The organism is Herbiconiux sp. FW305-C-125 (genome assembly GCF_058783455.1).
In genome coordinates this window covers 25824-38053 of the sequence record NZ_JBYSYO010000015.1, presented here as the reverse complement: position 1 = coordinate 38053, position 12230 = coordinate 25824, and the positions used below count along the sequence as shown (strand labels likewise).

The window sequence follows — 12230 nt, the reverse complement described above, 5'->3', positions numbered from 1 at the left end:
CCTAACAGTTCACCCGAATGTGTACCATTCTGGGTATGGGACTTGACCATTCGCATGCGCCTGCCTCCACGGCGAGAAGCCACAGCAAGCGTCTCGCTCTCGCTCTGTCGATCACGGCGACGATCTTCGTCGCCGAGGTGTTCGGCTCGATCCTCACCGGCAGCCTGGCCCTGCTCATCGACGCCACCCACATGCTCACCGATGTCCTCGGACTGAGCGTCGCCCTGGTGGCAGCCCGGCTGATGGCCCGGCCCACGTCCGCGAAACGCACTTGGGGGTTCGCTCGCGCCGAAGTTCTGGCAGCGCTTGGTCAAGCGACCATCCTTCTCGCAGTCGGAGTTTTCGTCTTCGTCGAAGGCATCCAGCGGCTGTTCGCTCCGCCGGAGATCGCGTCGGGCGAGCTCATCGTCTTCGGTGTGATCGGCCTCGTCGGCAACGTTGCCTCGATCATCATCCTGGCGGGCGACCGGGCGGCGAACTTCAACCTCAGGGCTGCGTTCCTCGAGGTCGTGAACGACGCGCTCGGCTCGGTCGCCGTCATCGTCAGCGCCATCATCATCGGACTGACCGGCTTCTATCAGGCGGACGCGATTGTGGCCATGCTGATCGGCGTGTTGATCATTCCGCGCACCCTGAAGCTGTTGAAGGAGACGGTCAGCGTGCTGCTCGAAACCACACCAAAGGGTCTGGATCTCGACGAGGTCCGCACGCACATGCTGCGGCTCCCGAACGTGTTGCAGGTGCATGACCTGCACGCCAGCCGGGTGGCCTCTGACCTGCCGGTGATCAGTGCACACGTGGTGATCGCCGATGAGTGCTTCCGGGACGGAAGCGCTCCGAAGATCCTGGACGATCTGCAGAGTTGCGTGGCGACTCATTTCGCGGTGTCGATCGAGCATTCGACGTTCCAGTTGGAGCCGGCGAGTCACTCCGAACACGAGGATGCCGTCCACACCTGACCCGGCTCAGATCGGGGTGACGAACCCGCCGATCAAGCCTTGGAGCTGGTAGATGATCGCCGTCCAGAGACCGGTGACCATGAGGCTGCCCAGGATGATCAGGAGCACTCCCCCGGCGATGTTGAGCGGCCTGATGAAGCGGCGCAGCCAGGCGGTCGCCCGGAGTGCGAAGCTGAAGCCCCAGGCCAGGAGCAGGAACGGGATGCCCAGGCCGAGGCAGTAGGCGAATCCGAGGAGCGCTCCGCGGGCGGCTGAACCGCTTTCCAGACTGAGCGCGGAGATCGCGACGAGGGTCGGGCCGAAACAGGGCGTCCAGCCGAGCCCGAACACGATCCCGAGCAGCGGCGCCCCACCGAGTCCGACGGCGGGCTTGAGGGACAGTCTCGCCGTTCGTTGAAGGCCGGGAACGAACCCGAGGAACACCACGCCCATGACGATGACCGGGACTCCGAGAATGCGGGTGATGATGTCCTGCCACTGCACCAGCCAGGAGCCGAGAGCCCCGAAGAGTACCCCGTAAGCGATGAACACGATGGCGAAGCCGATGACGAAGAGGGATGCTCCCAGCAGCACTCTGCCTCGGGAGCGGCTCGATTCTGCCGAGCCTCCGACGTAGGCGAGATATCCGGGCACCAGAGGAAGGACGCAGGGAGATGCAAAAGACACCAGGCCGGCGAGGGCGGCGAACGGGATGGCTGCTGCGAGCTGTCCGCTGAACACCAGCTCCGGGATCACCCGGTCTCCTGCAGGACGCGGTCGATCAGCGATTCCAGAATGGACACCTCGGTCACGCGGCCGAGTATGCGGGCGGCCACCCGCCCCTGCCGGTCCAGGACGAGGGTGGTGGGAACGGCGTTCGGTGCGACCTGTCCGGCGAAGCTGAGTTGCACACCGGCGTCGGTGTCGATGATCGACGGGTAGGTGACGCCGAAGGTGGTGGCGAATTCTTGAGCTGTCGCGGCCCGGTCGCGCACGTTCACGCCGAGGAATCCGACCTCCTGAGGCAGATAGGACTGGTAGATCGCCTCGAGATCGGGTGCCTCGAGCCGGCATGGCGCGCACCCAGCGTACCAGAAGTTCACCACCAGGACGTCGCCGGCGTAGTCGGTCGACGCTATCGGCTGACCGTCGTCTCCGATGCCAGCGAAGTCGATCGGGTCGCCGCGCTCAGCCTCCGGGATCTCCAGCACGGAGCCGTCGCCGGCAACATACCCGATGTCGGGGTCGTTCGGAGACACAGCGCCGCCTGCGCAGCCCGTGAGCCCGAGAAGGAGGAGGGCAACGGCACCTGACGCCGCTGCCCTCCGGCTATTCACCCAGCGCAGCATCGAGTTGCGCCCGGAAACCTTCGAGACTGTCGATGGTCATCTTCTCCCCATTGAGAAAGAACGTGGGGGTGCTGTCGACACCGAGAGCGATGCCTTCGTCGTAGTCCTGCAGCACCCGCTCGAGGGTGGCGGGATCGGCGACCGCCTCGTCGTAGGCGGCCAGGTCGAGACCGATCTGCTCCGCATAGGTGCGGAAGAGGGGCGCCTGCGAGGATTGATTCTCTCCCCACGCTTTCTGGGTCTGGAACATCAGCTGGTACATCTCTTCGAACTTGTCCTGCTGTGCAGCCGCTTCCACTGCGACCGCAGCGGTTCGGGAGTTCTGGTGCGACGGGATCGGAAAATACCGCGTGACAAAGGTGATCTTCCCCTTGTATTCCTCCCGGAACTGTTCGACGTACGGGTAGAACGCTCCGCAGGCTTCGCATTCGAAGTCGAGGAATTCGACGAGGGTGACCTTCCCGTCTGCTGCTTGATCGAGGACGTGGCTGTTCTCCCGTACCACCGACGCCTCTTCGGCAGCCGCGGTGGTGCGGTCGATGCCCTGGGTGACGCTCACCGCGATGATCGCGATTGCGGCGACGATCGCGACGAACACGGCGACCAGAGCGATGATCATCGGTTTGCTCCTGGGTTTTCGCGTTGCCGCCATCCGCTCGGCGGTTGTCCGTGCTGCTGCGGCGCGCGCGTCGGCGTTCGGATTCTTCTTCTGTGACATGGCTGGGGTCCGTTTCGTCAGTTTCGTGCGGAGATCCAGGCGAAGGGGTCGACGGGGGTGTCTTCGACGTGAATTTCCAGGTGGGTATGGGCTCCGGTGGAGACGCCCGTGTTGCCGACGGCGCCGAGTTGCTGGCCCGGCAGGACGACTTGACCCTCGGTCACGACGGGTGAGCCTGTGAGCATGTGTCCGTACCAGCTGCTGACCTTCACGCCGTCGATGACATGGTCGATGACGACGTAGACGCCGAGGCCTCCCTCGTCGGTTTCTTGGACGAGTCGGACGACGCCGGCGGCGACCGCGTTCACCGGGGTTCCCTGCCCAGGGGTGAAGTCGACCCCCTTGTGGTTAGTGCTTCCGATGCCGCCGGGCGATTCGCGGGGTCCGAACCCGTCGCTGATGGGGACACCGACGGGGAAGGGCCATTGGACGGCGTTGGTGGGATTGTTCGTGAAGGTGTTGGCCGTGCGGTAGCCGGCGGCCGCGGCCTTCGCTTCGGCGACAACTTCGGGTTTCGTGACCGAATATCCGTCTCGGCTGATCGCTTGGGCCTGGGTCGCGGCGACAGTCAGCAGCTCTTGTGGTTCGAGTTCCGCCACCGGCGGAGTCGAGGCGAACGACAGCGATGCATTCGTTGCCGAGAGCGAGGTTCCGGCGACGAGGAGAGCCGCGAACGATAAGGCGATGGCTGCGCGGATACGCGGAGTCCGACGCGCGGGCCGACCGGCGGATGCCGCTGTGGATCGCGAGGCAGCCGGTGCCGGGCGGAAGCCTGGAACCTGGCGGGCTCCCGCTCCGCGAGCGTTCACCGCAGCTGGCCAGCCTGGCGGGAGTGGGGCAAGGGGGGTCTGAGCGGTTACTTGGATCGGTATCGGTTCAGGCTCGCGGCTTGGAACGATCGGTTCATCGACAGGTGGAGCGGGCTCAATGGGAGCTTGTTCGCCCCTGCGGGAGTCTTCGGCTTCTTCTCGCTCGGCGCGCTCGAGTTGTCGCATCTCGCGGCGGGTCAGCGCCAAGGCGCTTGTCGATTCGAGGACGTGGCGCCCCCGTCGCGTCGACGCAGGGGTTTCGTGCTGAGATGCACGCTCCTGCTCACGGAGGGCTCGGCGGGTGGGCAGGCCAGCGCCCTGATCGGAACTCTGGTTCACAGATGTCACTTTCGTGCTGCGCCTGCGGAAATGGACGCCACGCCGATTCGTGCACCGACTCGGCGCGGTGGGGCGTGAGTGTCCGTCCGAGATCCACAGGCTGCGGATCTAGTCGGTCATGTGCGGGCACGCGAACGGCCCAGGTGAGCCGGGCCTAGGTACGAATGACCCTGAGCGCGAAAGGTGACGGAGCTGTGGTTGGAATACTGATCGTCGCGGTCAGCGGAGCCACCCGCGGTGGGGCCTTGGCGGCGTTCTTCACCGACGGGGTCCGTGCGTACAGGGACCGCTTGATCAGCCAGATGACCCCGAGGGCGCAAAGCAGCCCCGCGGCCGCGCACCCGATGAGTCCAGCACCCTGGAGTACGTCGCTCGAGGAGGTCGTGGAGACAATGGAATCAACGTGGTCCGTCGTGACGAGCATTTCGGCGATCACAGCTGTGGGCTGACCGGAGTGGCTGGTCGTCACGTCGAGCGCGTGCATCGACATCAATCCAGTGACTACCGCAAGCAGGGCAACCAAACCGACGAGCAACTTCGTGGTGGAAGCCGTGAAGAGTCGAGGAGCGGAGCGCGAATTCAGTCGCATTCCTTCTCCTGTCTGTCATCTCTGGTGTCGATTAGCTTGGCCGGTTTGTCAGTTGAGAAACCTTGCGGGCCCCGACTCGACGAGTCAATGATACAGAACCTGCTTAATACAGGAAATCCTGAACTATCGCCGCTAGGGTACACACATCTGCCCCCGGCTCTGCGGGCAGCCCCGACCGATAGGAGAAATGACTTCAAGGTGGAACTCTCGTTCGCTTTCACGCCGGATCTGATTATTGCGTTCCTGACCTTGTTCGTCCTCGAGATCGTTCTCGGCGTCGATAACGTCATCTTCATCTCAATCCTTGCGGGCAAGCTGCCACCTGAGCAGCAAGGCAGGGCCCGGGTACTCGGCTTGACGTTGGCGATGCTCGTCCGGATCGCTCTGCTGTTCGGGGCCTCCTGGATCATCACCCTCACTACCGACCTCTTCAGCGTATTCGGCATGGGATTCTCCGGCCGAGACCTCATCCTGATCATCGGCGGGCTCTTCCTCGTCTACAAAGCAGTCCGCGAGATCCACGACAAACTCGAGGGCAAGAGCGAGAGCGCCGCCGCAACGGGAAGGGTCGTTTCGTTTCGGGGCGTGATCGTGCAGATCTTGCTGCTGGACATTGTGTTCTCGTTCGACTCTGTCATCACTGCAGTCGGAATGGTCGACAACCTGGTGATCATCATTTCGGCCGTAGTGCTGTCCTTCGGGGTGATGCTGCTCAGTTCGAAGTACATCTTCGCGTTCGTGAATCGGCACCCCACTGTCAAGATGCTCGCACTCGCCTTCCTGGTGCTGATCGGAGCATTCCTGATCACGGACGGATTCGGAGTCAAAATCGACAAGGCACTCATCTACGGCCCAATTGCGTTCGCGATCGTCGTCGAGGCGCTCAATCTCGCGTACAAGCGTCGACAGGACAAGCGCAACGGTGCAAGCCGCGAGCCCGTGAAGCTCTACGAGGAATGATAGATGTGTAAATCGTTCGGCCTCCCGAGAGACCAGGCAGTCAAGAAATGACCGAAGACCCGGCGACGGATGCTTATCGCCGAACCGAACTCACGCCTCAACGCACTGGCGAACTCATTTCGCCAGTCGCACGGCGAGGAGTTCCGGTCGCGGTGTACGACACCGTTACCGCGGGGATGATCGGGTGGCGGTTCCTTCGCACATGGCGGTGGTACGGATATATGGCCTCAGCTATCATCTTCGCGATCGCCTGCGTGCTTCTTTCCAATTGGCAGTTCAATCGCGGTCAACAGACGTCAGTCGACAACAGCATCGTCGCAACCAACTTCTCCGGCACGCCCGTGCCGATTGAAGAGGCTTTACCTTCGCTCGGCTCCTTTGACGCGAGCCAAAACTGGCAGCGAGTTACCCTCAGAGGTGTCTACCGCACGGACGATGAACTCATCGTCCGGAACCGCTTGAACGCCGGCAACAACGGCTTCGAGGTACTCACTCCCCTACAACTCGGCGACGGCTCGACGTTCATGATTGACCGCGGATGGGTGCCCCCCTCCGCCGACGATGCACTGGCCCCCGATCCGATACCTCAGCCACCGTCGGGGACAGTCGAAATTGTCGCGCAGCTGAGGCCCAGCGAAGCACCACGCGGAACACTAACACCGTCGGGAAATCAGATTGGTTCGATCACTCTGCCTTGGGTGCAGCAGAAGATTGCCGGAGACCTTTACACCAGGGCATACGGTGTGCTCGACAGTCAGTCCTCTACTGCGCAAGCTGGGCTCACGCCCATCCAAACGACTATGCCTATCAAGGATGTCAGCACCCATTACTCCTACGCGCTGCAATGGCTCCTCTTCGCCCTCATCGGGTTCATAGCGCTCGGTCTCGGTATGCGTAGAGAGTATCGCCGGCTCAACGTCGATGAACCCGAAGAGCAAGTCCGTGCGTCTAAGCGGCTGCGCAAACGCGCGAGCAAGCCATTTACCGATGAGGAGCTTGAAGACGAGTCACTCGACGGATACATTCCCCTCAGTCGCTGGGGCGTCTCCGGGGGTACGGCGTCGCCGCCTTTATCCCAGCCACGCACCCTGTCTTCCGGAACCAACACGACCCACGCCGGCGATCAAACCACAGGCGTCGATAGTTCCTCTTCAGCACCGACTGTTTACAGCATCCACGCACTCCAGGAGCCCGACCACAACGAGCCCTAACTGCTCGCGGGGACGCGTCAGGAGAGTTGGTGTCGCCGGAATCAGCGGTCGAGGCGAGACGACGCGTCGACGGGTAGGCACGACGATCCAGTGGCGAGATCTGACGGCGCTTCCAAGTGCGGATCGGCCACCTCGCCGGGCTAGGCCGGCCGGATGTCGCGTGGGGTCATGTGCGGACGGTTCGCGATCGACGGCAAGGTGAATGAGGCGATCACCGCCTACGTGCACGCCGGCGGGAAGCCTCAGAACTGGCGCCCCTCGACGACCCGGCCGAGATAGTCGACATGCTCATGGCGACGTCCGAGGCAATCGCCTCCACGATCACCACCTATCCGGTGAGCAAGGCGATCAACAACGTGCGTGCCCGCCTTGTCTGGGACGACCCCGAGCTGCTGGAGCGCGTCGACGTCGACGGGTGAGTGCGCGACGTCGGCGGATGGGTCGATAATCGCCGCATGCTCTTCATCGCTCGCGGCATCGAGGATGACCATTTCTGGGTCGTCCGAGAAGTCGACGGCGTGCTCGTGGAGACGCCCTGGCGGGTCGAACGCGAGTCAGATGGCTACCGCCTCAGTCACGCTGATGACAGCCGCGAGACGGCGCGGGGCTACGCGCTGGGGGCGTTCCTGTCGCCGGAGTCCGCGGTGGAGGCGCTGCGCGGCATCCTCTAGCTCTGTTGCTGCACGGGGCGATATTGTGTCGCCGGGGGCTCACGCCGATGTGGGCCAGCAGGGAGCAGATCATGGCCGGCAAGTTTGAGCTGTACCAGTCCTCGAACGGTGAGTACCGTTTCCGTCTAAAAGCCGGCAACGGCGAGATCATCGCCACGTCCGAGGGGTACACCTCGAAGGCGTCCGCGAAGAACGGCATCGAGTCCGTGAAGAGCAACGCGCCGGATGCTGAGGTCGTCGACCAGACGTAGGGCTGCCGCGCGCAGAGCGCTTGCCCTCGAAGGGCTCGTGTTCAGTCGTGAGGAACGTTGCCGATCGCTCCGGTGGGTCCGGGCGGGATGTTCTTCTGCGCGTCGAGCCAGAGCTGGTGGCGGCGGAGCGCGCTTTGCACGGCGGATCGGATGACCCAGTGGAGTGCGAACAGCACAATGGCTGCGAGCACGAGGTAGATGAGCCGGCTGCTGATGAGGATGTTCTCAACCACCTACACGGTTAAGCGAATTTGAATCGTAACCCTAGGCCTTGGGTTACGACGCGGCGGGGTAACGTTGCTCTCTTCGCCTGTGCGGAGTCGGATAGGAAGATTCCATGAAGCGTTACGACGCTGTCGCGTTCCAGGACCGCACCTGGTGGATGATCGAAGTTCCCGAGCTCGGCACGATAACTCAAGCCCTGAGTCGATCCGAAGTAGCCTCTCAAGCCCGCGAGCTTATCGCCGTGTGGCTCGACATCAATGAGAAGCATGTTGCGCCCCCACGCATTCGCTGGTCATCGCCGCGACACTTCGACTGAACCGCACGCGAAACGTCAATTCATCGAGCTCAACAAGAAGACTCGAGAGCGTCTGCCACGAATCAAGAACTGGGTAGTCCAGCTTCGCCAACTGTCGCTCGCACCGACTAACGCTCGGGGGTAGGTGCCCTATCGCGAGACTTCTGGTGAGAGGCCGTCCGGGCATTCTGCGCAGTCTGGTCAGCTGACGCACCTTGCTGACGGTTCCAGCTGGCCCGCCGCGCCCGGTAAGCGGCATCCTTGCCGGCCTCCTGCTGCGCGGTGCCTGGCCGCGGTGCAGCCGGCTGTACTGCGGACGGCGGCGGGTCGGCCAGCAACCGGGCTCGGCGCGCGATCGCCGCTTGCTCGGCCGCACGCGCCACGTCGAGACCGGCACTTGCCCCTGCGCGAATCGCTGCACGCGCCCACGCCGCTCTTTGAGCGGGGCCAGCAGTTGGCGCCGGCACGGCCTTATGGTGCGCCCGGAAGCGGTTCCGCGTCGCCTCCGCCTCCTTCTGGGCGGCGCTGCGGCGGAACACCGACGCGGACTGCGCCGCGGCTTCCGCCTCTGCCACGGCGGCGTAATCAGTCCTCCACTGCTGCTCGCCCGCGCTCACGCCCTCGGCCGCGATCGTCCGCTCGAGCGAATCCCGCGCCGCGGTCGCCTCGACGGCCGCGAGCTCGGCAGCGGCGGCTACCGCCGGGTAGCCAGCCACCGGAACGTCGGGATTGCGCTCTTGCCACTGCTCCCGCGCCGCCTCCCACGCGCGCATTTCGCCCTGGTAGACGCGTTCCTCGGCAGCAAGCCGCTTTGCGCGCACTTCGGGGTCGTAATCGTGCTCAGGCAAAACAATCCCCTCCAAGTCGCGCTGCGCGGCCAGGCGTGCTGCCTCGGTGCCGCGGTCGCCGCCTTCGCGGTTCATGGCGCTCACGAAGATGTCGCGGGCCTCTTCGCGGTCGCCAGCCACGATGTGCAGCGCGTTGTGCTCGCGCCCACGGGTCGCGGCCACGTAGACCGCCTGAGCCGACGACGAGTCGGTGACAACACCATGGCCGTAATCGACGGTTGCGCCCTGCACGCCGTACTCGGTCGACGCGTACGCCAGGTGCGTATTTTCCTCGACGTACTCACGCGGCAACCGGGCCTCGCGTGCGCCGTCGCTGATCGACACTGAGCCGTCGCGGTGCACCCGATCGACGGTCCAAGTGTCGCGGTTCGCGACGCCCAGGTCGGCGTCGTTTTGTCGGGTCATCAGCCGGTCACCTACCCGAAGGGTGAGCGCGTCCGCGCCGGCGACCTCCACGGCAGGCTTCCGAGTGCGGCCAGCTTCGCGATGCGCGGCTTGCACGAGTGCGTTGAGCTCGGTCGCCTGGTCGTTGGTGGCGACGGCCACGGCGACGGATGCACCAGCCTCGGCGCGCGCTGCAACATCAGCGGTGATCGCTTCCCACGCTTCGTCGGCTGTGGCATGTAGCACGATGTTGGCTCGGGCCACCAAGTCATCGAACAGGGCTTTAGGTTCGGCGCGATCGCGCATCTGCAACGTCAGCTCGGCGTACCCCTCTTCGCGGAACCGATACAGCTCCGACAGGTCGAGCGGGCGCGGGTGCGCGGCCACGGCCATGTCGAGCACTCCCCCGCGCCCGATCGCCGGCAGCTGCGCCCGGTCGCCCACGAGCGCCAACGGTGCGCCGTTCTCGTCCGCCACAGTCATCAGGGCGTGTGCCAAGTCCTGGTCGATCATGCCAGCCTCGTCGATCACCAACCGGGTGTCGGCAGTGACAGCGAACGCCGCGGCCGGCCCGTCGTAGATCGCACCGGTCATCGGGTCAACATCGCCCACGGCAAGGCGGCTCCACCGGCCGTTATCGTCCCATCGGAAACCGTGCTCGTGCACGAGCTTGTGCACACTCGACGCCCGGGCGCTGATCGAGCTGGCGGCCTCGTTCGCTGCGCGAAGAGTTGGGGCGAGCACCATGAAGCGGATGCCGTTTGCGGCGGCGAGATCGCGTGCCGCGGCGAGCATCGTGGTCTTGCCAGCACCGGCCGCGCCCTCGACCACGACGAGCGGTGCTCGGGTCGCCAGAGCACGAGCTGCGGTCGACTGCTCACCATTCAGACCGGCGACATCGGGCGCGGTTGGATCAACTGCGAGGCCGGAATTCAGGCCGCGCTGGTTGAAGGCGACGCGCAACTCTCGTTCGATGCGCTGTACCCGCTCGCTGGTCAGATGACGTACCCACGTCGGCACCTGGCCGGGCACGTCCATGTGTAGCTGCGGGAGGTTCACTGCGACTTCGGCCGCGATCGTCCGCGCGAACACCGTGACCTCTTCCGGGGTGGCTCGCACGCCCGCCTGCCCCACCGTGACGCCCACGTGGCCTTCCAAGTCCGCAAGCGACCAGGCCGACGATTTCGAGCCGGCAATCGTCACGACGCGCTCTGCGATCGCGGCGCGGTTGAGCTGATCGAGCGTCGCAGCCGTCGGCCGGTTCACGGGCGTGAACCCGTCTACCTGGAGGCCGTCCTCGCGCAACTCACGAACCCACTTTTCCTCGGCATTTTCGGTCGCCCGTCGCTTCCTCGGCCGCTCGAACGCCCACGCCTTCTGATCCCACTCACGGCGCACGGTCGCATCGGGTTCCTGCGCCGGATTCTGCCGCCTCCACTCGGCTTCGAACCGTGCCCGGTTCGCCTCGATCTGGTTGGCGCGCTTCGACATAGCGCGCGCCTGCTGCTCCAAGTTGGTCACCTTGCCGGTGGCTGCGTCGAACGAAAAGCCGGCGTCAGCAAGTGCTGATTGCAATCGCTCGTCAGAATTGATCGCGGCCTCCGCGACACCGCGCAGCGCGCCCTGTTGCTTCAATGTCGCAGCGGTGTGCAGGCCACGCCACTTCCCCTCTGCGAGCACCCGGGTGTTCCACTGCACATGCACGTGGCGGTGCGGGTCGCCCGCGCGTGACGAACGGTGCACCACGGACACCGACTCGATGCGCTCGACCGGCACGAGACGTTGTTGACCTCGGGCACCAATTCGGGTCACGGAGTTCTGCGCCATGTACCTGTTCATGGCCTCCCCCGCCGCCGCCTGTGCGTCATCGAGCGCGGTCGAAACCTTCGGATCAAGCGCCGCGGCGACGGACAAGCTCTTGTCGCAGTTCACGGTCATTTCCACGAATCGCGGCGAGGCCGGATTCACGACAATCTCACCGTTGCGATTGATGCGGGTCTCTTCCCGCGGGATGCCGCGCTCCGCCCCGCTCTCGGGATTGAGCCAATCGACCCACGCTTGATACTGCGTGCCGTCCAGCGCTGCGGCGCGCTGCTCCTGGCCACTGCCGTCCCAGGCCGTCCAGTCTGCGACAGCTCCCGCCTCAGCGAGGTAGTACTCGTCGGCGTGCGAGTGATCGGATTCGAGGTACGCGCGGGCCGCCGCGCCCGCTCCTCGAAAGAACACCAGACCCCCGCGCATGCATCGAATGTACTACGGCGAAGCGCCGTAGCATACGTGCATCTGTCCCATTGCTCTTAAATGACATCTTGTAGATGGTCATTTTGCTGTATGGGAACTACGCTTCTACATATGACGAAGACAGTTCAAGAACTCGTGCACGAACAGGTCGCAGCGAAGATCGTTGCCGGAGAAGCGCTGCAGGAAGCTGTGGAGCTGGCCCAGACGGCAGCCGACAAATTGGCGGAGGCAGAGGCGCAGGCCAATACGGCACGGAGGGCCGCGCTGAAAACAGGTTGGACGGAGTCGGAACTGAAGACGCTCGGGTTGGCGTCGAAGACCCGGCCGCGGCGTCGATCCTCGGGACCCACATCCGTTCCGGCTGCTGATCTGCTCGAGGCCGGCGAGTGATGCGCGGGGCGC

Annotated in this window: 15 protein-coding genes; 8 read left to right on the top strand and 7 right to left on the bottom strand. The window is 64.4% G+C overall.

Annotation, left to right across the window (positions count from 1 at the left end; translation table 11 throughout):
• The first annotated feature begins 35 nt into the window (after positions 1–35).
• Positions 36–959: a cation diffusion facilitator family transporter gene (locus AC3WLB_RS22990; RefSeq protein WP_492510099.1), complete on the top strand. Its 924-nt coding sequence runs from the start codon at positions 36–38 to the stop codon at positions 957–959.
• A 6-nt stretch (positions 960–965) separates the two neighbouring features.
• Here AC3WLB_RS22990 and AC3WLB_RS22985 read toward each other — a convergent pair whose 3' ends face one another.
• The 5 genes from AC3WLB_RS22985 to AC3WLB_RS22965 all read right to left on the bottom strand — a co-directional run bounded on the left by AC3WLB_RS22985 (position 966) and on the right by AC3WLB_RS22965 (position 4742).
• A complete protein-coding gene (locus tag AC3WLB_RS22985; RefSeq protein WP_492510197.1) occupies positions 966–1691 on the bottom strand; it encodes a cytochrome c biogenesis CcdA family protein in 726 nt (241 codons plus the stop codon).
• Positions 1691–2197: a TlpA family protein disulfide reductase gene (locus AC3WLB_RS22980; protein WP_492510097.1), complete on the bottom strand. Its 507-nt coding sequence runs from the start codon at positions 2195–2197 to the stop codon at positions 1691–1693. The genes AC3WLB_RS22985 and AC3WLB_RS22980 overlap by 1 nt, the downstream gene beginning before the upstream one ends.
• Positions 2198–2267: 70 nt before the next feature.
• Positions 2268–3005: a DsbA family protein gene (locus AC3WLB_RS22975; protein ID WP_492510095.1), complete on the bottom strand. Its 738-nt coding sequence runs from the start codon at positions 3003–3005 to the stop codon at positions 2268–2270.
• 17 nt (positions 3006–3022) lie between these two features.
• Positions 3023–3604: a M23 family metallopeptidase gene (locus tag AC3WLB_RS22970; RefSeq protein WP_492510093.1), complete on the bottom strand. Its 582-nt coding sequence runs from the start codon at positions 3602–3604 to the stop codon at positions 3023–3025.
• A gap of 703 nt (positions 3605–4307) precedes the next feature.
• Entirely contained in the window at positions 4308–4742 is a 435-nt protein-coding gene (locus AC3WLB_RS22965; RefSeq protein WP_492510090.1) for a hypothetical protein, read from the bottom strand.
• Positions 4743–4940: 198 nt separating this feature from the next.
• On the opposite strand from AC3WLB_RS22965, the gene AC3WLB_RS22960 reads away from it, so the two are divergent.
• The 5 genes from AC3WLB_RS22960 to AC3WLB_RS22940 all read left to right on the top strand — a co-directional run bounded on the left by AC3WLB_RS22960 (position 4941) and on the right by AC3WLB_RS22940 (position 7835).
• Complete coding sequence (locus AC3WLB_RS22960) at positions 4941–5702, top strand: TerC family protein (protein WP_492510088.1); 762 nt, start codon at positions 4941–4943, stop codon at positions 5700–5702.
• A gap of 47 nt (positions 5703–5749) precedes the next feature.
• Positions 5750–6913: an SURF1 family cytochrome oxidase biogenesis protein gene (locus AC3WLB_RS22955; RefSeq protein ID WP_492510086.1), complete on the top strand. Its 1164-nt coding sequence runs from the start codon at positions 5750–5752 to the stop codon at positions 6911–6913.
• 290 nt (positions 6914–7203) lie between these two features.
• The gene (locus AC3WLB_RS22950) at positions 7204–7332 is read left to right on the top strand and encodes a hypothetical protein (RefSeq protein WP_492510084.1); all 129 of its coding nucleotides are present in this window, start codon (positions 7204–7206) and stop codon (positions 7330–7332) included.
• A gap of 36 nt (positions 7333–7368) precedes the next feature.
• Positions 7369–7584 (top strand): hypothetical protein, encoded by a 216-nt coding sequence (locus tag AC3WLB_RS22945; RefSeq protein ID WP_492510082.1) that lies wholly within the window; start codon positions 7369–7371, stop codon positions 7582–7584.
• Between the two features lie 71 nt (positions 7585–7655).
• Positions 7656–7835, top strand: a complete 180-nt coding sequence (locus tag AC3WLB_RS22940) for a YegP family protein (RefSeq protein WP_492510080.1) — start codon at positions 7656–7658, stop codon at positions 7833–7835.
• 41 nt (positions 7836–7876) lie between these two features.
• On the opposite strand, the gene AC3WLB_RS22935 is transcribed toward AC3WLB_RS22940, so the two are convergent.
• Complete coding sequence (locus tag AC3WLB_RS22935; protein WP_492510078.1) at positions 7877–8068, bottom strand: hypothetical protein; 192 nt, start codon at positions 8066–8068, stop codon at positions 7877–7879.
• 104 nt (positions 8069–8172) lie between these two features.
• Between AC3WLB_RS22935 and AC3WLB_RS22930 the strand changes: the two genes are divergently transcribed.
• The gene (locus AC3WLB_RS22930; protein WP_492510076.1) at positions 8173–8376 is read left to right on the top strand and encodes a hypothetical protein; all 204 of its coding nucleotides are present in this window, start codon (positions 8173–8175) and stop codon (positions 8374–8376) included.
• A gap of 107 nt (positions 8377–8483) precedes the next feature.
• Here AC3WLB_RS22930 and mobF read toward each other — a convergent pair whose 3' ends face one another.
• Positions 8484–11828 (bottom strand): MobF family relaxase, encoded by a 3345-nt coding sequence (mobF, locus tag AC3WLB_RS22925; protein ID WP_492510074.1) that lies wholly within the window; start codon positions 11826–11828, stop codon positions 8484–8486.
• A 111-nt stretch (positions 11829–11939) separates the two neighbouring features.
• Between mobF and AC3WLB_RS22920 the strand changes: the two genes are divergently transcribed.
• Positions 11940–12218 (top strand): hypothetical protein, encoded by a 279-nt coding sequence (locus AC3WLB_RS22920; protein ID WP_492510072.1) that lies wholly within the window; start codon positions 11940–11942, stop codon positions 12216–12218.
• The last annotated feature ends 12 nt before the right edge of the window (positions 12219–12230 follow it).

Excerpts from the sequence above, each read along its gene's own strand:
- AC3WLB_RS22955 (WP_492510086.1), top strand. The coding sequence starts at position 5,750 with ATGACCGAAGACCCGGCGACGGATGCTTATCGCCGAACCGAACTCACG.
- AC3WLB_RS22950 (WP_492510084.1), top strand. The coding sequence starts at position 7,204 with ATGGCGACGTCCGAGGCAATCGCCTCCACGATCACCACCTATCCGGTG.
- AC3WLB_RS22990 (WP_492510099.1), top strand. The coding sequence starts at position 36 with ATGGGACTTGACCATTCGCATGCGCCTGCCTCCACGGCGAGAAGCCAC.
- mobF (WP_492510074.1), bottom strand. The coding sequence starts at position 11,828 with ATGCGCGGGGGTCTGGTGTTCTTTCGAGGAGCGGGCGCGGCGGCCCGC.
- AC3WLB_RS22945 (WP_492510082.1), top strand. The coding sequence starts at position 7,369 with ATGCTCTTCATCGCTCGCGGCATCGAGGATGACCATTTCTGGGTCGTC.
- AC3WLB_RS22930 (WP_492510076.1), top strand. The coding sequence starts at position 8,173 with ATGAAGCGTTACGACGCTGTCGCGTTCCAGGACCGCACCTGGTGGATG.
- AC3WLB_RS22975 (WP_492510095.1), bottom strand. The coding sequence starts at position 3,005 with ATGTCACAGAAGAAGAATCCGAACGCCGACGCGCGCGCCGCAGCAGCA.
- AC3WLB_RS22940 (WP_492510080.1), top strand. The coding sequence starts at position 7,656 with ATGGCCGGCAAGTTTGAGCTGTACCAGTCCTCGAACGGTGAGTACCGT.
- AC3WLB_RS22965 (WP_492510090.1), bottom strand. The coding sequence starts at position 4,742 with ATGCGACTGAATTCGCGCTCCGCTCCTCGACTCTTCACGGCTTCCACC.
- AC3WLB_RS22920 (WP_492510072.1), top strand. The coding sequence starts at position 11,940 with ATGACGAAGACAGTTCAAGAACTCGTGCACGAACAGGTCGCAGCGAAG.